Source organism: Streptomyces sp. NBC_01525, assembly GCF_045040405.1.
Classification (GTDB): domain Bacteria; phylum Actinomycetota; class Actinomycetes; order Streptomycetales; family Streptomycetaceae; genus Streptomyces; species Streptomyces benahoarensis.
Genome location: NZ_CP109397.1, coordinates 455,370 through 475,896, shown reverse-complemented (window position 1 = coordinate 475,896; position 20,527 = coordinate 455,370). Strand labels below are relative to the sequence as shown.

17 protein-coding genes are annotated in these 20,527 nt (G+C 69.5%); 10 read left to right on the top strand and 7 right to left on the bottom strand.

Annotation, left to right across the window (positions count from 1 at the left end; translation table 11 throughout):
* Positions 1-7: 7 nt before the first annotated feature.
* From OG422_RS02185 to OG422_RS02165, 5 genes are all read left to right on the top strand, one after another.
* A complete protein-coding gene (locus OG422_RS02185; protein ID WP_285503059.1) occupies positions 8-406 on the top strand; it encodes an effector-associated constant component EACC1 in 399 nt (132 codons plus the stop codon).
* Entirely contained in the window at positions 403-4,092 is a 3,690-nt protein-coding gene (locus OG422_RS02180) for an AAA domain-containing protein (RefSeq protein ID WP_405739040.1), read from the top strand. Before OG422_RS02185 ends, OG422_RS02180 begins: the two co-directional genes overlap by 4 nt.
* Positions 4,093-4,294: 202 nt before the next feature.
* The gene (locus OG422_RS02175) at positions 4,295-5,131 is read left to right on the top strand and encodes a vWA domain-containing protein (protein ID WP_168481764.1); all 837 of its coding nucleotides are present in this window, start codon (positions 4,295-4,297) and stop codon (positions 5,129-5,131) included.
* Entirely contained in the window at positions 5,128-5,976 is an 849-nt protein-coding gene (locus OG422_RS02170; protein WP_405739037.1) for a hypothetical protein, read from the top strand. The genes OG422_RS02175 and OG422_RS02170 overlap by 4 nt, the downstream gene beginning before the upstream one ends.
* Before the next feature lie 2 nt (positions 5,977-5,978).
* Positions 5,979-8,153, top strand: a complete 2,175-nt coding sequence (locus tag OG422_RS02165) for a hypothetical protein (RefSeq protein WP_327688146.1) — start codon at positions 5,979-5,981, stop codon at positions 8,151-8,153.
* A 1,206-nt stretch (positions 8,154-9,359) separates the two neighbouring features.
* On the opposite strand, the gene OG422_RS02160 is transcribed toward OG422_RS02165, so the two are convergent.
* Positions 9,360-9,524, bottom strand: a complete 165-nt coding sequence (locus OG422_RS02160; protein ID WP_405739034.1) for a hypothetical protein — start codon at positions 9,522-9,524, stop codon at positions 9,360-9,362.
* Between the two features lie 736 nt (positions 9,525-10,260).
* Here OG422_RS02160 and OG422_RS02155 point away from each other — a divergent pair.
* Positions 10,261-10,590, top strand: a complete 330-nt coding sequence (locus tag OG422_RS02155) for a tyrosine-type recombinase/integrase (RefSeq protein WP_405747605.1) — start codon at positions 10,261-10,263, stop codon at positions 10,588-10,590.
* Here OG422_RS02155 and OG422_RS02150 read toward each other — a convergent pair.
* On the bottom strand, positions 10,485-11,138 hold the full coding sequence (locus OG422_RS02150) for an FMN-binding negative transcriptional regulator (RefSeq protein WP_405739031.1): 654 nt from the start codon (positions 11,136-11,138) through the stop codon (positions 10,485-10,487). The genes OG422_RS02155 and OG422_RS02150 overlap by 106 nt on opposite strands.
* A 10-nt stretch (positions 11,139-11,148) precedes the next feature.
* Positions 11,149-11,877: a pyridoxamine 5'-phosphate oxidase family protein gene (locus OG422_RS02145; protein ID WP_405739028.1), complete on the bottom strand. Its 729-nt coding sequence runs from the start codon at positions 11,875-11,877 to the stop codon at positions 11,149-11,151.
* A gap of 35 nt (positions 11,878-11,912) precedes the next feature.
* Here OG422_RS02145 and OG422_RS02140 point away from each other — a divergent pair, with 35 nt between their 5' ends.
* Positions 11,913-13,244 carry an aminotransferase class I/II-fold pyridoxal phosphate-dependent enzyme gene (locus tag OG422_RS02140; protein ID WP_405739025.1) on the top strand — a complete coding sequence of 444 codons (1,332 nt, stop codon included), beginning with the start codon at positions 11,913-11,915 and terminating at the stop codon, positions 13,242-13,244.
* A gap of 84 nt (positions 13,245-13,328) precedes the next feature.
* Here OG422_RS02140 and OG422_RS02135 read toward each other — a convergent pair whose 3' ends face one another.
* The gene (locus tag OG422_RS02135; RefSeq protein WP_405739022.1) at positions 13,329-14,450 is read right to left on the bottom strand and encodes an EamA family transporter; all 1,122 of its coding nucleotides are present in this window, start codon (positions 14,448-14,450) and stop codon (positions 13,329-13,331) included.
* A gap of 74 nt (positions 14,451-14,524) precedes the next feature.
* On the opposite strand from OG422_RS02135, the gene OG422_RS02130 reads away from it, so the two are divergent.
* Positions 14,525-15,475, top strand: coding sequence for a LysR family transcriptional regulator (locus tag OG422_RS02130; protein WP_405739019.1), 951 nt, complete (start codon positions 14,525-14,527; stop codon positions 15,473-15,475).
* Positions 15,476-15,545: 70 nt separating this feature from the next.
* On the opposite strand, the gene OG422_RS02125 is transcribed toward OG422_RS02130, so the two are convergent.
* Positions 15,546-17,087 (bottom strand): acyl-CoA synthetase, encoded by a 1,542-nt coding sequence (locus OG422_RS02125; RefSeq protein WP_405739016.1) that lies wholly within the window; start codon positions 17,085-17,087, stop codon positions 15,546-15,548.
* A 399-nt stretch (positions 17,088-17,486) separates the two neighbouring features.
* Positions 17,487-17,981: a pyridoxamine 5'-phosphate oxidase family protein gene (locus OG422_RS02120; protein ID WP_405739013.1), complete on the bottom strand. Its 495-nt coding sequence runs from the start codon at positions 17,979-17,981 to the stop codon at positions 17,487-17,489.
* 447 nt (positions 17,982-18,428) lie between these two features.
* Between OG422_RS02120 and OG422_RS02115 the strand changes: the two genes are divergently transcribed.
* The gene (locus tag OG422_RS02115) at positions 18,429-19,109 is read left to right on the top strand and encodes an isochorismatase family protein (protein WP_405739010.1); all 681 of its coding nucleotides are present in this window, start codon (positions 18,429-18,431) and stop codon (positions 19,107-19,109) included.
* Positions 19,110-19,372: 263 nt separating this feature from the next.
* Here OG422_RS02115 and OG422_RS02110 read toward each other — a convergent pair whose 3' ends face one another.
* Entirely contained in the window at positions 19,373-19,522 is a 150-nt protein-coding gene (locus OG422_RS02110; RefSeq protein ID WP_405739007.1) for a hypothetical protein, read from the bottom strand.
* 293 nt (positions 19,523-19,815) lie between these two features.
* Between OG422_RS02110 and OG422_RS02105 the strand changes: the two genes are divergently transcribed.
* Complete coding sequence (locus OG422_RS02105; RefSeq protein ID WP_405739004.1) at positions 19,816-20,385, top strand: restriction endonuclease; 570 nt, start codon at positions 19,816-19,818, stop codon at positions 20,383-20,385.
* Positions 20,386-20,527: the final 142 nt, after the last annotated feature.

Below are 20,527 nucleotides of genomic sequence, written 5' to 3'. Positions count from 1 at the left end.
GGGGAGTATGGCCGGCCAGATCGAGTCCGTACGGATTCAGGTGTCCGGGGCGGACCCGCGTCACGCGGAACTGGAGGCGCGCGAACTCCGCGACGTTCTGCGCCGGTTGGACGACACCGAGGTGCGCTTCGCCCCACCGGAACCAGCACACGACGCGGAGGGATCGAAGGGGCCCGCGCTGCTGACCCCGGAGGTCGTGCTCGTTCTCACGGGAGGATCCTTCACGCTGGCCGGGACTGCCATCAAGGCGTGGGTCGCCGTCCGCAAGAGCCGCAAGGTGCGCGTCCTGCACCCGGACGGCACGGTCACGGAGTTCCAGGGCGGCGTCTCCGGGCGTGAGATCAGGAAGCTGCGGGACGGTGGCAGCAACGGCAGTTCGGGCCCCGGTCCCGGAGCCGGGCGGTGAGCCGAAAGCATGCCCTGCTCGTGGGCACCGCCACCCACCAGGACGTGAGCTACCCCGCCCTGCCTTCGGTGCGCGCGGACATCCACTTCCTGGGCCAGGTGCTGGAGATGCCCGCCGTCGGAGGGTACGAGAAGTGCTCCCGGGTCGAGGACTCGCCCAAAGCGGCGGTCAAGCAGGCCATCGAGGGATTCCTGAGCGCGCGGGAACCCGATGAACTGGTGGTGGTCTACCTCAGCGGCCACGGGGCGTACGACCGCGAGGACGGTCAGCTGTACTTCGTCACCACGGACACCGAGGCCGGGCGGGAGCGGCAGACAGCCCTCGAAGCAGCCTTTGTCATCGACCAGTTGGAGAGGTGCGCGGCCCGCCGCAAGGTGCTGCTGCTCGACTGCTGTTTCAGCGGCAGCGCAGTGCAGGGCTTCCGCAGCAAAGGGGCACCCGCGAAGGCTGCCATGCCAGTGGTCGAAGCCGGAGGAGTACACGTCATCACCGCCTCCCAGCACTGGGAGAAGGCGTTCACCACGGATGCGGACCAGCCGTCGCAGTTCACCCGGGCGATCGTCGACGGTCTGCACTCGGGGCGAGCCGATCTGGACGGCGACGGGCAGATCTCCGCGAACGACCTGTTCCGTCACATCAGCCGCGACCTGCAGAAGGCACCGGACGGCCGTCGGCAGACGCCGACCCAGTCCACCCTGTCCGTGACTGGCGACATCTATCTCGCCCGCGCCGCCGCCGGCCGCCAGATCCCCGCGCTCAAGCCACTGCCCGCCGGGCTCACCGCAGTGACCGACGCCGCGGGGGACAAGTCGCCGGCACCGGTCGAGCCCACCGAGGCGGCACACGACGACTCCGCCTTCACCGAGGCCGAATGGGCCCGGCTGCTGGCCTACTACCAGCAATGCCTGGAGGTGGAGGGCCGCACCGGCGAACTGCTGCCGCTGGCGGGAAGCGACCCGCCGCGAACGGTCTGGCCGGCCGGGGAGGAAGTCCTCCTCTCCGGCACGGAATCCAGTGTGCAGGCACCACAGCGCGTCGTGGACCTCGCCGAGCAGGCGCAGAAAGACGGCGCCGACCTTTGGTACGGGTACCCCGTCGCCGTGCTGTACGACCGCACCCGACAGGTGTGCGCACCGCTCGCCATGCGCCGGATCGAAGTCGAACGCGGACCACAGGGGCGCAGCGTCGTCACGCCTTCCGGACCGATCGTCCTGCACCCCGAACTCGTCCTGAACCGGCTGGGCAAGGACGAAGGCCGGGAACTGCTCGCCGCCTACCAGCCCAACTGGCGGCCGGGATTCCGCGAGGACATGATCCGCGACCTGCGCAGCCTGCTGCAGGAACTCGGGCTGCCCGACACCGAACACCTCGATCCTGGGGCCCTCGGCGACGGCAGCTCGCTGCGCGCGGCACACGAGGGCGCCCGCAACGTGGCGGTCGTCTACGCGACCCGGTCGGACAGCGCGGCCACAGCGCAGCTGATGAAGGACTACACGACGCTGCAGCGGAGCATCGGGCAGTTCCCGGACACGGCACTCGGAGCGTTCACCGCACAGGGCGAAATGGATCCGAGCGCCGAACAGGACGTACAGATCGTCGCGCCACTGGAACTCAACGAAGGGCAGGAAGCCGTCATCCGGGCCGCCATGGTCCACAGGCTCACGGTCGCCACCGGACCACCCGGCACAGGCAAGAGCCAGCTCATCGTCAACACGGTCGCCACCGCCAGGGCGGCCGGACAGACCGTGCTCGTCGCCTCCACCAACAACAAGGCGGTGGACGAGGTCTGGCAGCGGTGCGAGGAACTCGCCCCGGGGCTTCTCGTGCGGACAGGCGCGCAGTCGGTCGTCGACAAGGAGGTGAGCACACTGGAGGAACTCACCCGCAGCGTCCGGCCCCGGCAGTCCTCCCAGACGTACCGGGGCGAACTGCGGAACGATCTCCGGGCGCAGGAGTCGCTGCGGCACCGGCTCGCAGAGATCGCCCGCCGGGAGCGGGACCTCGCCGACCTCGGCCGGCTGCGTTCCGCCTACGCGGAGAAGCACCACCAGGACCCCCTGACACTCGCCACCGCGCTGGGCGACGATATCGCCCTGCAACGGTGGCTGCGCCGGGCCCGTACGGCCGCCCGTCTCGGAATCTTCGGGGGATGGCTGCGCGGCCGGTGCGTGCGCCGGCTCGACGCTGTGCCGGTCCAGGTCGCGGACCGCCAGGACTTCGCCGAACTGCTGATGTTCGCCGAAGCGGAAGCCGACTGGCGGCGGATGCGCACCGCAGCCGAAGCGGCGCCCGACGACGCCCAGCTCCACGCCGCGCTCCAGGATGCCGACCGGCGAGTCCGTGAGGCCGCGACAGCATTGCTGCAGTCGTCGGTGGCGGAGCAGGCGATGACCGCCCGCGCCGCCATCCACGAGCGTATCGAGGCGGTGCGGGCACGATCACCGAGGCAGTGGTCGACCCTGGACCGCATCCTGCCGCAGGTCTCGGGGTGGGCCGTCACCGCGCGGTCCGCACGGCGGTTCCGGGACCGGGCCGCCCTCTTCGACCTGGTCATCGTGGACGAAGCCAGTCAGTGCTCCGCACCGGATGTGCTGCCGCTGCTCTTCCGCGCCCGGCGTGCCCTGGTGATCGGTGACCCCATGCAGCTGCAGCACATCACCACACTGCAGCCGCCCCAGGAGGCGGAGGCGCACCGGGGAGCAGGACTGCGGGCGAGCTGGCTCGACGAGCACCGGCTCGAGCACCGCCGCTACTCCTCCTTCCATGCGGCTGCCCATGCGGCAGGGGAGACGCTGCTGCTCGACGAGCACTTCCGTTGCCACCCGGACATCGTCGGCATCGCGAACCGGCACTGCTACGGCGGCCGGCTGACCGTCCTCACCGACCCCCGGTCGCTGCGGCGCATCGATGGAGTCGACGCCGTGCAGTGGCTCGACGTGACGGGAACGGCGCGCAGGGGCCACAACGGGTCGTGGCTGAATCAGGAGGAGGCCGACCGCATTCATCTCTCGGTGGAGCGCCTGCTCAAGCGGCTTCCGCACGGCTCGACCGTAGGCGTCGTCACTCCCTTCCGGGCCCAGAAGGAACTGATCGCCGGCCGCTGGCAGCACGAACCACGGGTCAGGGTCGGGACGGTGCACACCTTCCAGGGAGGACAGCAGGATGTGATCCTCCTGTCCCTCGTCGCGTCCGACCGGATGCGTCCGAGCGCGGTCAACTGGCTCTCCCGCGAGGTCAACCTCTGGAACGTGGCCATCACACGGGCCCGTTCGCATCTCATCGTGTTCGGCGACCGCGACTTCTGGTCGGTCCGCCCCGGCATGCCGCACGCACTCCTCGACGCGGCAGAGGCCAAGGACGGCCTCCCTTCGCTCGGTGTTCACCCCGAACATTCCGACGAAGATGTCGGCGACCGGCTGCAGTATCTGCTGACGGACGAGATTCCGGGAGTCCTGATCGACCGAAATGCCACGGTGGACGGCTATCCCTACGACTTCGACGTCCGCCGCAGCTCAGAGAGCGTTCGGATCCGACTCGACCACGGTGCGTCCACCGGCGGAGAGGCCGCGCGTCACTTGAGGCTCGCACTCGGCCGAACGGCCCTGCTGCCCAACGGTGTGCGGATCCCTGCCTGGCAGGTGTGGGACGGGCGGACGGAACGGGTGGTGGGCCGGCTCGACAACTGAAATGCGCAGGGAGGGGTGGGCAGCGCTGCAGAACGCACCGGGACGAGCGCGAAGCGCGATACGACTGCGACAGCCGAAGTCTGTCCCTATCATCGGACCGGGGGATCTCGGTGTCCCGGCCCGCACGCCGGAGACCGCTGCGTCGGCATGCCGTACGAGCTTCTCCGACGATCGGTTTCTTCGCTTCCGCCAGGAGTTCGCCGTGCCGTACACAGCAGAGATCAGCCGCTCCAACCCGACAAGCATCATCTTCCTCGTCGACCAGTCGACCTCCATGAGCGATCCCATCGGTGGTGAAGTACCGCAGCAGAAGGCCGATGTCGTCGCTGACGCCATCAACCGCCTGCTCACCGAACTCTCCGTCAAGTGTGCGAAGGAAGAGGGCGTACGCGACTACTTCCACGTCGCTGTCATCGGTTACGGAGCCACCGTGGGCTCGGCGCTCGCGGGGTCTCTCGAAGGACGGGACCTCGTCCCCCTGAGCGAGGTGGCGGACAACCCGGCCCGCATCGACGAGCGGAGCAAGAAGGTCCCCGATGGTGCCGGCGGCCTGGTGGAGACCGCCGTCAACTTCCCGCTGTGGATGGATCCGGTCGCCCACGGTGGGACCCCGATGAACCGTGCGTTGCAGTACGCGGAGGGACTCGTCGCCGGCTGGACCGAGCGGTATCCGGCCGGATTCCCGCCCATCGTCATCAACCTGACGGATGGCGAGTCGACCGACGGCGACCCCACCGCGGCTGCCGAGGCCGTCACCTCCCACGCCACAGCGGACGGAGCGGCGCTGCTGTTCAACCTGCATGTGTCCGCGGCAGGCGGCACACCGACCGCGTTCCCCGACTCGGCGGACACCCTTCCGGACGGCTATGCCAGGACCCTGTTCGGCATGTCCAGCCCGCTGCCGAGCCACATGCGCTCGTACGCGGCCTCGCAGGGGCAGCGGGTCAGCGAGACCACTCGCGGTTTCGTGTACAACGCCGACATCACCACGGTCGTCCAGTTCCTCGACATCGGTACCCGGGCCACCGAACTGCGGTGACGACCTCCACTTCCTGCGTGTACGTCACGCACCTGGTGGCCCCCAAGCAAGGAAGCACGGCAGCGGAATGTGAGGACGCCGTCGCCGTGCTTCCCGGGCATCCGCACGATCACATGCTGCGGGAGCCATTCGCGGCAGGTGTCTGCGACGGAGCCACGGAAAGCGCACTGGCCAAGGACTGGGCCAGGCTGCTGTCCCACGCCGCGGCCGGACACGCCATGGCGCTGCCGGACGTGCTGGCGGGCGGAACCGCCTTCGAGCAGTTCGCAGCGTCCGTGGTGGCCCGGTGGGATCCCTGGTTGGCCGACTACACACTGGCTCGCCAAACGGAAGGGCGTCCACTGAAGTGGTACGAGCACACCAAGCTCGCGGAGGGCGCCTACGCGACGCTGCTCACGGTGCGCGTCGACCCGGAGAGCGGTGCCCACGACGGCAAAGCGGCACCGTCCTGGCGGTGGCGTGCCGCTGCGCTGGGGGACAGCTGCCTGTTCCACCTGCGCGACAACCAGCTGATCCATACGTTCCCGGTGTCGGCCGTCGAGGAATTCGGCACCACTCCCGATCTCTTCGGCAGCCGCAACCGTGACGCCGCGCTCCTTGCCGACCGCACGAGATTCACCGGAGGGAACTGTCGCCCGGGAGACCGCCTGCTCCTGATGACGGATGCCCTGGCCGCTTGGCTCATGTCGGCTCCGGACCAGGCCGACGCCGTCGGCCAGCTCCTCGAGTACGCCGGGCCCGACGACCTGGACGATTTCAACAACTGGCTGAACGGGCTACGGGACAGCCGACAGTTGCGCAACGACGACGTGGCATTCGTACGGATCGACTTCGAGGGACGGTGAACATGGGCCTGGCGACCGGTTCGCAGCGCCGGTTCCCCAGCGGCGCCGAGTACGCGGAAGCCCTGCAGCACACCCAGCTGTGCTTCCATCATCCGGAACTCAAGGGCGCCCGGCCCGAGCTGACCGGACTCGGCCTGCCGCGCCCCATCTCCGGCGCCTTCGCTAGTGTCTTCTCCCTGACCTCGCCCTCATCGGGTCGCCGGTACGCGGTCAAGTGCTTCACCCGTCACGTCCCGGACCAGGAACGCCGGTACGAGGCCATCAGCTCACGACTCGCCTTGCTCGATCCGGCGGAGCTCTCCCAGCCGTGGAACCTCGGCTTCGAGTACCTTCCCGACGCCATCAGCGTCGGGCGGGAACGCTACCCGGTCCTCAAGATGGAGTGGGCCGAGGCCGTCACCCTGTCCTCCTGGCTCGACGACAACCATGCGGACCGGTTCGCCGTCGATCGCCTGGCCGACCGGTTCGAGGAACTGACCCGGGACCTGGCGGACCACCAGATCGCCCATGGCGATCTGCAGCACGGCAACCTGCTCGTGGCGAGCGACGACACCTTGCGGCTGGTCGACTACGACGGCATGTACGTCCCGGCACTGGCCGGCCTGGGCGGGACCGAGCGAGGGCACCGGAACTATCAGTCGCCCATGCGGGGGAACGACGACTTCGGAGTGGATCTTGACCGGTTCTCCGCCTGGGTCATCTTCCTCTCGTTGAAGGCGATCGCCTCCGAACCGGCCCTGTGGTCCCGGTTGCACGAACCCAGCGGCGAGTTCCTCCTGCTCACCGAGGACGATTTCACGAGCCCGGCCGGGTCCGCACGACTGCAGACACTGCTCACTCATCCCGACCGTATGGTGAGCGGACTCGCCGACCAGGTGCGGACCCTGGCCTGCCAGCCCCTGGACATGCTGCCGCCGCTGGCTGTGGCCAGGCAGCGCCCAGCCGCAACGGTGATCACGGACACCACTGCTCACAGCGGGGCCGCCGCCCCGGGTACGGGCGGTCTGCCCGGCTGGATGGCTGGACACGTCGCCTCTGCGGCGTCGCCGACGCAGCCCGCGCCCTCGGTCGCCTCACCGGACAGATTCCAGGTCAGGACGCCACTGGATGTCGCCGTAGCCGTCGTCTGGCCCCTGATGCTGGCAGTGACCGTACTGGCTCTTGTCGTGGGCCTCTCGACAGCCCTGTTCGGTCCGGCAGTCCCGGTGCTCGCCGCCGCCGTGTTCTCGGTGTTCGGGCGGGCCCGCCGCACGGAGCGGGCTCAGATACGGGCCGTTCTCTCCGGGCTCACAGCAGAATTGGACCAGCTCGACGACCCGGTCAAGGCCGAGGGGAAGCTACGCAAGGACCGGGCGAAGTTCGACGCCGCAGAGACGAAGCGCACCGCAGACCACCCACGAGCACAGAGCAAGCTCACTGCGAGCCACCAGGTCGAGCTCCAGCAGATCGAGAAGCGCAGGATCCGTAAGCGGCACGAGCTGGACAAGAAGATCGCCGGGCTTTCGGCGGAGCGAGGGAGAGCATTACGAACGGCGCTTGCCACCCGGCAGTCCGCCTACGTGCGGGACCGTCTCGGACGACAGCTGATCGCCCGGAATCCGCCGTACGGCATCGGACCGAAACTGGCCGCGCGACTTGCGGCAGCGGGAGTCCGTACCGCAGCCGACTTCACCGGATACCGAACCGTGCACAATGCGCACTACAACAGCGTCGGTGCCGAACTGGTGCTCAGCAACGGCCGCCGTATCGACGTCCAGGGCATCGGTGAGGCCAAGGCCATCGCGCTCGATGCCTGGCGCAGGCAACTGGTCGCCGCTGCCGAAGCCGGTCAGCCCACCGCGCTCACCGCACAGGAACGACAGTCGATCGACCAGGGCATCGAGGTCCGGCGCGCCCGCCTCACCGCTGAGCTCCGCTCCGTGGACGCGGCAGCTGAAGCTTCACGGACGAAGGCACAGAAGGAGATGGAGGACGGCCAGGCGCGGCTCACCCGGGAGAATACCCTGGCCGACGACCGGGCCCGCCGACAGCGGCAGGAGTTCAGCCGGCGCGCGGTCACGCTCCAGCAGAACAGTGCGCGCCATGCGGCGCTGAGCTCTGCTGCCGAGACTGCTGAGGCACACCGGCGCAGGCTGTCCCTCGTGCGATACCTGCGATTCCTCTACACCGGTCGCTGAACCGCGCCCGTGGAATGCGCGATGTCGCATCCACGGTCGACCTCGTGCTCCATACGGTCGAAGGTGCGCATCGCTCCGGACGCGGTATCGCGGTGGCTCAGACCGTGGAGGCGCGCACAGTGATGACCGCCAGGTCGGCCGGGTGGGGTAGTGGCGAAGTCGAGTTCCTGGCTCGGGCGATGGGCGATGCCGTGGGCCCGGACCGCGTAGCTGCCCCAGGAGCGCCAGCCCGCAGGCTCTGCCGAGTCACGCAGCGGCCTCGGTGGAGTTGGTGTACAGGCCGGGGACGGTTTCCTCGTACAGGCCGGTGTTCAGGGCGATGCGGCACATGCCGAGGCGCAGGGGGAGGCTCACGGCGCCGCTGGCGGGGCCGGTCAGCTCGGACAGGGCGCCGGCAGCTGATTGGGGTCGGGACCCCGCCGGGAAGTCGGCCCTTCGGCCTGCCGGAGTCCGCTCTGCCCTCCCGCATGGAGTCGTCCTGGACCGTGCGTGTTCATCGGACCGCGATAGGACGGTGCAGGACTGGGGCGCAGGGTTGCGACGGACGGAGCCTGGACCCGCGACGCTCGTTTGACGCTCGCACCCCTTCGAGGCGTGTCAGGGGATGGTGTAAATGTCGCCTGACCTGCAGTTTCTCAAGGTGTCCTCTGATCGGACGTCTTTCCGATGACCCACCATGTGGAGTGCGTGGCGATCCTCGAAAAGGCGGGGAAGGGCATCTGACCTGCGGTTTTGCCCGTGTGTATTATGTGCGATGTGGGCGTTACGGGCGATATCTTGACGCTGAAATGACGCTCGTGACGCTCATTTGACGCTCGTTCTGATGGAGCGTCAGGCATCTGTTTGTGCAGGCGGCGGTGCATCGGGTCAGCGGTCCAGAGGTGCCGCCTTTACCTCTTGCTGCGGTCGGTGCGCCTTCGGCGGGACGCCAGAAGCCCTGACACGGTGCCGTTGCGAAGGCGATCACGACTCCGTCTTGGCTGCGTCGCCGGCGGCGCGCTTGCCCCGGCGATCTGCCGCATCAGCTGTTCGAGCCCAGGTCTGGCCACGGCCATCAGTCCCATCTCGCTCACCGCCGTCATCAGCAGGATGCCCACGCCGACGTCCGTGTTGTCGCCGTCCAGCGGGATGTTGAAGTGGAGCGTCGCCCGATCGCCCGTAGACCGCGCCGTCGGATGTCCGTCCCCTGATGAGGGGCTGGAACCGTCACCGGTCGCCCGTGGGCACGTACTCGTCCACGGGCGACCGGGTGTTGCCGTCGGCGCCGTCGGCGTCAATCCGCTCCAGGAAGTGGTTCGGGTTTTCGCCTTTGGGGCGGTGGAGTTCCACGATGACCGGGACGGGGCCCAGCTTCAGGAACGTCCCGCCCACTGCTTCTGCGGTGAGCGCAAACTCCGTCGCGTCTGCGTAGGTAGGCGGCGGGTCCGTCGGTGTAGGCGCATACACAGGGGCAGGCGAATTCGTGCTCGCGGATGGCGATGGCGGAGTGCGGGACGAGCTGGGTTCGGCTGCGGATTTGCCGCAGCCTCCCATGGCACCGTCGGGACGAAGCCGACTTGCACAGGACGCTGGTACGGGTGTGGTCATTTGTAGGCGGAGACGCTGGCGAAGTAGATGCCCAAGCCGGTGGCTGAGGCGTTCGCGCCGGTGAGGATCGCCTGGGGGCGCCGGCGCCGGAGCGGTGCGCCAGACCAACACGGCCGGTAACACCGCCTCGGCCAGATCCCTCCCATCGACTTCTGGACCGCCGCTGCCACCCACGCCCACCCAACCGACCTCACGACACTCGGAAACGCCGCCTGGGCCCGCGGCCTGTACCGCGACGCCGCTCAACTCCACAAAAACGCCACCACCCACGGCAGAACCCGTGCTGCGGTCGCTCTCGTGAACCACCTCCACACCCTGCACCCCACCGACCACCGCCCCGGCCACCACGCCGCCGCCCACGTCTCCCTCGACGTGGCCGTGTTGCTGGACAGTCTGAGGAAGGCCGGGGCGCACGCGCAGGCCATGGCGCTGAGCGAGCGACTTTCTGCTGCAGAGCACTTCGACCCGTCCAGCATGACTGGTGACCAACGAGAGCGCTTCAGGTTCGGGCGGGAACCCGATGGGACCGCCACCGCCCCCTGGACGTGGGAAGACCTGGATTTATCCGGGAACCGGCGTTCGAGGCACGCGAGGCAAAAGGATGACCCTCTACGGCTTCCGCCACTACTTCGCGTCCAACTGCCTGAGCCACGGCATGTCCATCACAGACGTTGCAGAGTGGATGGGCCACGAGAACATCCAGATCACCTCTCGCACCTCCCGGCATCTGATGCGGGGCGTCCGTCACACCGGCCGCCAAGTTCTTGGACCACGCCTTGGCCGCGTAGACCGAGCCGTGACCAGGTCAGCGAAGTGGGCGGCAACGCGTCCGATGCTGGCGATTTGCTGACCTCCTGCATACCTCCTGCGCCGTGACCTGCAGAAACCCCGACACGGTACCGTTGGTACCTGCAGAAGCAGCCCCCGGATTCCCGCGAGCTGTCGGCCGTACGGTGCCTGGTCGGCGGCGACCGGCGCGGAGCCGCCCTCCGGCTGGAAGTGATCCATCTGCCGTTGCAGCAGCACGGCTTTGGCCTCCGGGTCGTCCACGATGCGGGCGTGACAGCTGAGTTGCGCGGCCGCGTAGAAGCTCGTGGGGACGCCGTGCTCGGGCGGCTCATCCTCGGTGGCCTGCCAGGGACCGGGAATGAAGGCGTAGTCGTCCACCACGCTCAGCAGCACCGTCGGCGCCGCTTCCAGCGCGGGCCAGACCGGATTCGGCCGGGCGAGATGGGTCACGACCTCACCGCTCCCGGGCGTGTACGCGAAGTGCATCGGCTGTACGAGCGGCGGCGCGCCCGGCGGGCCGTTGACCGCCAGCTGGCCGAAGTCGTTTCCGGCGAGCCAGTGCTGCCATTCGCCGTCGTGGGTCGGGGCGTCCCAGGGGTGGATCAGCATGGAAGGCTCCTCATCGTGTGGTGAGATACGCCGGCTCGGAAATGCCGGGAGCCTGGGATTCCGACGGTATGGGCGTGCCGTACACGGGGGCCACGGGTAGTACGCCCGCCCAGTGGGGGAGCGCCAGGTCCTCGGGCTCGTCGTTCGGGCCGCCGGTGCGGATCTTCGCCGAGACCTCACGCAGATCGAGCCGGATGACGGCGGTGGCGGCCAGCTCCTTGGCGTTGCCCGGCCGGGAATCGGCGGACCTGCCGGGGAGTACGTGGTCGATGAGGGCGTCGAGGGCCGCGGTCTTCTCCCGCGGGTCGGTGACCTGGTGGGCGGTGCCGTGCACAACCACGCTGCGGTAGTTGATGGAGTGGTGGAACGCCGACTTCGCCAGCACCAGGCCGTCCACATGCGTCACCGTGACGCAGACCGCGAGGCCGGGGTCCGGCTCTCCGGCCGCCCGCAGCGGTCGCGAACCTGTCGAACCGTGCAGGTAGAGGCGGTCGCCGACCCTGCCGTAGAGCGTGGGCAGGACGACCGGCGCGCCGTCCCGCAAGAATCCCAGATGGCAGACGTATCCCTCGTCGAGGATCGCGTGGACGGTCTCCTGATCGTAGGCGGCACGGTCGGCGGACCGGGTGGGAACGGTCCGCTCGGTCCGCGCGTACTCCTGGGAGGCATCGTCGGTGGGGGAAGAGTCCGTACCCGGCGAGGGGATGTGCAGCCGGTGGCGCGACGGGGTCTGGGACATTGCCAACTCCATTGCACTAGTGCATAATCGATTTTGTGCTAGAAGAGTATCGGATCGAAGGTCGGCGCGCATCGGAAATTGCCGCCAGCGTCGAGCGAGCCGTCGGTGCCGGTGAGCTCCAACCGGGCGAAGTCCTTCCCCCACTCCGGGAGTTGGCCGTCTATCTGGAGGTGAATGCGAATACGGTTGCCGCCGCGTACCGCACGCTGCGGGACCGCGGGGTGATCGAGACGGCCGGGCGACGCGGCAGCCGTGTCCGTCCGCGGCCCGCGAGCACGGCGCGCGACGCGATCCGGGTCGAGGCGCCGCCGGGCGTCCGGGACGCCTCTGCCGGAAACCCTGATACGGCGCTTCTCCCCTCATGGGAGGAGGCGGTGACGGCCGCCGCGGCGCGCAGTGCCGGGCGGCCGGTGCTCTACGGTGCGCCGCCGGTCGACGGTGCCCTTGAGTCGATGGCGCTCGCCGCGCTGGCCGAGGACGGCGTCCCTGCCGGGCCGATGGCGCTGACCAGCGGTTCGCTCGACGCCATCGAGCGAACGCTCGCCGTGCATCTGCGACCGGGGGACACGGTGGCGGTGGAGGACCCGGGCTGGGGCAGCCTGCTGGACCTCATTCCGGCACTCGGCCTCCGCCCCGCCCCGGTGGCCGTCGACGACGAGGGGCCGCTGGCGGCGGAGTTGGCGCGGGCGCTCGACCGGGGGGCGCGGGCCGTCGTCGTCACGGACCGGGCGCAGAACCCCACCGGAGCGGCCGTGAGCCGGGCGCGCGCCACCGAGTTGCGGAGCCTGTTGGGGGCACACCCCGGAGTTCTGTTGATCGAGGACGACCACGGTCACGGCATCGTCGACCTTCCCCTCCACCCGCTCGCGGGCGTCACCGACCACTGGATGCTGGTGCGCTCGACGGCAAAGGCGTACGGCCCGGACCTGCGGCTGGCGGTGATGACCGGCGACCCGGCGACCGTGGACCGGGTCCGTGGCAGACAGCGTCTCGGTCCGGGGTGGGTGAGCCATCTCCTCCAGGACACCGTCGCCCATCTGTGGCGCAGCTCCGCCGTCGACCCGGCGGTGGTGGCCGCCGCGTATGCCGAGCGACGGAATGCCCTCATACGCGCACTGGCCGCGCGCGGGGTGCCTGCCCGAGGACGGAGCGGCATGAACGTCTGGGTGCCGGTCCCCGACGAGACGGGAGCAGTCGCCCGTCTGCTGCACGCCGGTTGGGCGGTGGCGCCAGGTGCACGATTTCGAATGCAGTCACCGCCCGCGATCCGCATCACGATCTCCGGCCTGACCTCCGCCGACACCGAGCCGCTGGCCGAGGCCGTCGCGGCCGCCATCGGCTCCGGCGAGGCGCGACGCTACGAATGAACGGAGGGGGGCCGCGCCGAGGAGGCCCCCATCAGGAGCGGACGAGGTGTCCGGACGAACACTGACCGGCCACCGCGTCGCCGGTCAGTCCTCGTCGGGCGTTCCGCCTGCCAGGGCCGCATGGGGTACGGGCGCGGGTGCGCCGGTGCCTGGGGCGGCGGATGGACCGGTGGGGGAGGTATTGGTGCATGCGACGGAGCCGGACCGTTCCGCGGAGTGCGGAGGTGTTGCGGAGCGGCCCGGACCCGAGGCCACGATGGGCGAAGGGGTGGAGCGGCGTGGCTTGCTCTGCGTGAGGGCGGCGCCGGCGAGCACGATCAGGGCGCCGACCGGCGTGTTCCAGCTGAGCTGCTCACCCAGCAGCGCCACCCCGGCGGCCGTGGCGATCACGGGAATGAAATAGGTGACCATCTGTGCCGTGGTGGGGCCGATTTCAGCGACCAATCCGTACTGCAGCAGGAACGCGATGCCGGTACCCAGTGTGCCAAGGGCGATGACGGAGAGCACGGGCCAGACGGGGAAGGCGGTTGGCGCGCTGGTGAACAGTGGTGTGACCACGGCGAGTTGCGCGGTCGCCAGCAGCAGCTGTGCGCTGGAGACGGAGAGATGGGAATCCTGGGAGCCGCCCAGCGTACGGCGCACATAGATCCAGCCGATCGGGTAGCAGAGGGAGGCGCCGAGGGCCATGGCGGTGCCCGTCAGGTCCGTGCCCGTGAAGCCCTGCCATGCGCCCAGCACGGTCAGGACGCCCAGGAATCCCACCCCCAGACCGGCCACTCGGCGGCGCGTGGGACGGTCCTCGGACAGGGCGACCACCGACAGAGCCATGCCCCACAGCGGCGAGGTGGCGTTGCAGATACCGGCAAGCGTGGAGGGGATGGTCAGCTCGGCGAAGGCGAAGAGCGAGAAGGGGAGCGCGTTCAGGAAGAGCGCCGCCACCGCCAGGTGTGCCCAGGTACGCGCCGAACGCGGTAGCCGCTGCCGCTTCACGGCGAGCACGACCAGCAGCACCGCGGCGCCGCACGCCACCCTGCCGAGCGTCACCTGCAGGGGCGCGAAGCCCTCGGTGCCGACCTTGATGAAAAGAAAGCTGAAGCCCCAGATCAGGGCCAGTACGGCGAAGTGCAGCCGCCAACCGGTGGGCGAGGAGGCGGCTGGGGAGGGAGGGGCGGCGACGCGCGTCGCGCGAGAGGCGGTGGTGCTCATGCGCACCACGATGAGCCGTGCAACGTCGTAGCACAAGCGAGAATACGTGGGAGGTATCGCTTAGTATTGCTTACATGTTGAACCTTGATCGCCTCCGGACGCTGAACGCGGTGGCGCGGCACGGTTCGGTGAGCGCGGCAGCCGACGGGCTGCACGTGACGACATCGGCCGTCTCCCAGCAGATCGCCAAGCTGGAACGGGAGACCGGGCAGCAGCTGCTGGCGAAGAATGGCCGGGGCGTCCGCCTCACCGACGCGGGCCGGCTCCTCGCCGACCACGCCGCCCGCATCCTGTCCCAGGTCGAGCTGGCGGAGGCAGAGCTGGAGGCGCGTCGGGGCCAAGCCGTCGGGGAGCTCCGGCTCGGTGCCTTTCCGACCGCTGCCCGGGGGCTCTTCCCGTCCGCACTGGTGAGGCTGAACCGAGCCCATCCGCAGCTCCGCCCCCATCTGACGGAGTTGGAGCCGGACGAGTCGGTACGGAAAGTGGTACGCGGAGACATCGACCTCGCGGTCGTACTGGATTGGTACAACCGCCCGCTCTCCCTGCCCGACGGTCTCGCCAAGGCTCCGCTGCTGGACGATCCGGCGGATGTGGCCATGCCCTCGAACCACGCGCTGGCCCGCCGCCGTACCGTCGAACTGGAGGATTTCTCCGACGATGCCTGGATCTCCTGGCCACAGGGGGAGTTCTGCCAGGAGTGGCTGATGTTCACCCTGCGCAGCAAGGGTATCGAGCCGCGCATCGCACACATGGCAGAGGAGCATCACACCCAACTCGCCCTGATCGCCGCCGGCCTGGGGGTGGCGGTCGCGCCGCGGCTGGGGCGCGGTCCGGTACCGGAAGGGGTGAGCGTGGTTCCGGTGGGTCACCAAATGCGACGCCACGTCTACGCGATCTGGCGCGCGGACGCGGACCGCCGCCCCTCCATCCGTGCCGCCGTCAACGCCCTGCAGGCAGCGGGCAAGGAGGTGGAAGGCGCGGCGGATACGTCCTCGAAATCCCGCCCGGGCGGCGGCATCGGGTGAACGGCGGGGCATCGCGGGCACCGCGCTCCCCGGGCAGATGCCGCACCGGGGGGCCTTTTGGGCGGAGCTGTCACGTACCCAGTTGGCGTTTGAGGACCTTTCCCATGTCGTTGCGTGGCAGGGCGTTCAGGAAATGCACGGTACGCGGGCGTTTGTGCGGGGCCAACTGGCGGGCGACGTGGTCGGACAGCTCATCGGCGGAGGGCCGCGCGGCATCGGGTGCCATGACCACCCAGGCGACGATCCGTTCGCCGAGGTCGTCGTCCGGCTCACCGGTGACGGCTGCCTCGGCCACTGCCGGATGCGCCAGCAGAGCATTCTCGATCTCACCGGCGCCGATCTTGTATCCGCCGCTCTTGATGAGATCGGTCGCCTTCCGGCCGACGATGCGGTAATTGCCCTCGGCGTCCCGCACCGCCACGTCGCCGGTGCGGAACCACCCGCCGTCGAACGCCTCGGCGGTAGCGTCCGGGCGGTTGAGGTACTCGACGAAGAGGTTCGGGCCGCGCACCTGGATTTCGCCGACGGTCTCGCCGTCGGACCCCGCGACGTCCTGACCCGCCTCGTCGACCAGGCGAAGATAGACGCCGGGCAGCGGCACACCGACCGAGCCGGTGGCCGGGGGGCCGTCCGCCCGCACGCTGGTGTTCATCAGCGTCTCCGACATGCCGTACCGCTCGATCACGCGGCGCCCGCACGCCGCGGTGATGCGTTCGTGGTCGGTCAGCGGCAGCGCCGCCGACCCGGAGACCAACAGCCGGGCGGCGCCCAGGGCCGCGGCGAGCGCCGGATCGTCATCGACCTCCATGGCGAGACGGTGATACATCGTCGGAACACCGAACAGCATCGTCCCGCCGTCGGACAGGCCGCGGGTCACGCCTTCCGCGGTGAACCGGCCCAGATGGTGGAGGCTGCCGCCGCGCCGCAGCGGCCCCAGGACGCCGAGGATGAGGCCGTGGACGTGGAACAGCGGAAGAGCATGGACGAGTACGTCGTCAGCCGTCCACTGCCAGGCGTCCTCCAGCGCGTCGAGGGTGTGCGTGACGGCCCGGCGGGGGAGCACCACACCCTTGGGCGGCCCTGTGGTGCCGGAGGTGTAGACGATCAGCGCCGGGGCCTCGTCCCCTGGTTCGTGCGGGAGCACCGGCACCTTTGGCGGCGCCGAGGCGCCCGACTCCGGCGTCCGTTCCGGTCCGTCCGTCAGCCCGCTTTCCGCGATGCCCCGGCCATCCGCCTCTTGCAGGGACGCCTGCTCGACGGTGGCGGTCCTGACGTCGAGGCGGGGGAGTGCGGCGAGCGTGTCGGGCAGTACGGCGCCCGGTTCGGTGAGGACGAGATCGGGGGAGCTGTCGGCCACGATGTGCGCCAACTCGCTCGCCCCGATCTTGGGGTTCACAGGAATCGCGGGCACCCCGGCCAGCAGTGCCGCGACCACGGCCACCGACGTCTCCAGAGTCGGGGTCGCCCACACCGCGACGCGCGTTCGGCCGCCGAGACGTTCGGCGAGCGGTACGGCGACTGCGGCGAGTTGGCGATAACTCAGCGTGCGGTCGCCGAAGCGCAGCGCGGGCGCGGAAGAACCGTCACGCAGCGCGGGGAAGAACACGTTCACCGCAACTCCTCCATCCTTGTCGGCGCCCGGCCGCACAGGGCCGCAGCTGCCCGCCGACCCGCGGCCGACACGGCGCGGACCGGTCCTGTTGAGCTGACCCGTCCACTCTCGCAGAGACCACTGACATCGCATGCACGGGCCGACGCCCGCGCTTTTCCGGCATGGCTCGTCGCCCACGTCGGCTCGGGGGTGAGTCAGGGAGATCCCCGAGCCGGATAAGGGATTTCCCCGATTACGGACAGCAGCGACGAAACCTAACGTGAAGGCATGACAACAGCCGAGATGAAACCAGCAACACGCTTGGACGGGACGGAAGCAGGGGGAGAAGTGGGCGCGACGCAGCGCAAGTTCGTCACGGCCGGTCCGCCGGTCGCACCGGCCGGAGCAGGTCCGGTGCGATCAGCCCCTCGGCATCTTCCGGAAGTCCCACGAGACGGCGGAGTCCGGTACGAGACGCAGCCAGGCATGCCGGCCGTCGTGCGGCATGCTCTCCGTGTCGAAGTACTTGGACGCGAACAACCGCTCCGGGACGTCGAGTTCCGGGCACGGCTGGCCGGTGCGCGGTGCCTCCCCGACGAAGAGGGCCCGGCCGGACAGTTCGACGCCACGCAGCTCTCCGTATGCCTCGCCGTCGTCGATCACCACCGAGAGCCGGGGGTCGTTCCGCAGTTGCCTCCAGCGCTTGCTGCGGGTGAGCGAATACAGCCAGAGCGCCGTGTCGTCCCAGACGAACCACAGTGCGCCGATGTGGGGAGCGCCGTTCTCGCTCACGGTGGCGACGCGGCAGGTCCGCTGCACGGTGAGAAAGGCATCGCGTTCGTCGGCCGTCATCATGATCCGACGCCCGTGCCGCTGCGTGTCAGCCGTGCCGCCGTCTTTCGTGGTCTCCGTCATGTGAGTTGCCTCCGTCGTCGCCGTCGGCTTGAGGTGCACCGTGCCGTGATTGGGGGTGGTCGGGGAGTCCGTGACATCCGTGCTTGATCTCGCCCGAAAGGAATCGGGGGTGCGCCAGGGCGGCCGAAGCTTGGCCGGGTGGTCGCAGTGGAGCGTGGTACATCCGTGGGCCAGGGTGGACCGATTGCCAGGCCGGGCTGTGCCGACCGGCAGGTGGCTGGTGTCCCTTTACCGAATCGAGTTCCCTTTGGTAACGATGCGGCGTTCCTTGTGCCGTTGATCCTTGGATCCTTGTCAATTGAAAACTGATGAGTCGTCAGGAATGATTGCTGCGCGCGAGGCCGGATGCAAGGGCATGCGGTAGGTCTCCGGTGGGGCCGGTCGGCGGGCGCGGCCGGTCGGGAGCTCCGGTCCGGAGGTCGCTGAACGCGCAGAGGGTGGGGCGGGATGGCGGCGGACGCGAGGCTCCTGGCGCAGGTGGACCCGGCGACGACGGTGTTGCTCACGGTGGAGTGCCAGCAGGGCGTTGTGGGGACGGACAGTGCACTGCCGGAACTAGCCATGGCCGCACAGGAGTCGGGAGCGCTGAGCAATGTGGCGCGGTTGGTTGCCGCGGCGCACGGATCCGGGGTGCAGGTGATGCATGCGCTCGCGGTACGGCGCCCGGACGGCCGGGGCGCCAGCCGCAACGCCAGGCTGTTCCGGGCCGCCGAGCGGTTGCCCGTACAGCAGGTCGTCGGCACGGCCGCGGCTCGGATCGCCGCGCCGATAGCGGTTTCGGAGGGCGACCTCGTGGTGCGGCGGCTGCATGGTCTGTCGCCGCTGGCCGGTACGGATGTCGATGCCCTGTTGCGCAACCTCGGCTGCCGCACGGTGGTGATCACGGGAGTGTCGGCGAACGTGGCGATCCCGAATGCTGTGTTCGACGCGGTCAACGCCGGATATGTGGTGGTGGTACCCGAGGACGCGATCGCGGGTGTGCCGGCCGCGTACGTACCGGCGTTGGTCCGTCACTCCCTGGCCCTGGTGGCCACGGTGACTCGGACCGATGACGTGATGGCGTGCTGGGAAGGCCCGCAGAGGCCGACTGAGAGCGGAGGGGTAAGTCCTGTGCGGGGTGGAAAATAGGCCGTATGCCCAGCGCGTCAGGCTGCCCTGGAACAGCACGGCGGTCTGAAGGCAGCAGGCAGCAGGCGGCAGGCGGCGTAGCTCCGGGACTGAGACCTCGATGACAGAACAGTCGTCAGGACGAGAGGGGAGGAGGGCGCTGCGGAAACAGGCGGCCTGCTCCGCCTGGGGCGTCAGATGAATGATCGTGTTGAGGACCAGGTAGACGACGGAGAAGACGGAGAACATGCCGTCCACCGTCGTCGTGGAGAAGCCCCCGATCGTCACGCCGATCGCATGCCGCCCTCCTCGGCGCACATCCGGGCCACCATCGCCCGCGGTATGTCGATCCCGTGGGCGGGCGGCCGGTCGCCGAGTTCATGGTGCACATCCACGACGACTGCGCCGCTCAGCTGGACGCGAGGGGCTGACAAGGGCGACGACCCGCTCGGCCGAGCACGACAACCGGCCAACATGCCGGGCTCTGCACCGGCCGGGCCCGTAGTCCCAGCACACTGCAGGGATTGCCTGGCGGGCGCCGGCCTCGATGCGACCCGCCCCCATCGAACCGGGGAGACCGATGGCTGCACCGGCACGACGACGTTCCTCGACCCGTAGCCATCGGACCGGCGGTGCGCGACGGCCCTCCGCCGTTCGTCGTCGGCCGGTTGCGCGGGCCCGGCGGCGTACTGTGCGGCGGCTGAGGCGTGAGGTCACCCTGGGGCGCTTGGTCGTCGGTGTGGGGGCGCTCATCGTCGTCATCACGACGGTCCGGGCCCATCCCGTCGTCTGTGGCCTTCTGGCGGTTCTGGTACTCGGGGTGGTCGTGACCGTCCACCGGATGCGCGGCGGCTTCGGGGAGTTGAGGGTGCGTGCTGATGCTCGTACGGGTGGCACCCACAGCATCGCCGCATATCAGCACATGAGCGGGAGCCAGTTCGAGCATGCCGTCGCGGATCTCGCGCGTCGCGATCCGGGGGTCCGTGCCGCCACGGTGTCCGGCGGAGCCAACGACCGGGCGCTCGATGTCCTCGTACAGCTCACCGACGGCCGTCGGATCGCGGTCCAGTGCAAGCGGTTCGCGGCGGGTAACCGGGTCGGTGCGCCCGTCGTCTACGCGGTCAACGGGACCTACCGCGCCTACCACCGTTGCGATACCGCGCTCATCGTGACGACCAGCGACTTTACGCAGGATGCGCGGCGGGCCAACGCCGAACTCGACCAGCCGCTGCGTCTCGTCGACGGTCGGACGCTGAGCCGGTGGGTCGCCGGTGGGCGTCCGCCCTGGTACCCGTAGGGCAGGGAGCCGCACCGCCGCTCTCCGGATGGGCCCGGTGATCGTTCCCGGGGTGAGCGCCTCGTGTCCGTGAGCGGTCCGGGACAGTGCCCTGCCGACGGTCCGGCCCTGGGCGGGACTGCGTTCCTCACGGCGCAGCCCC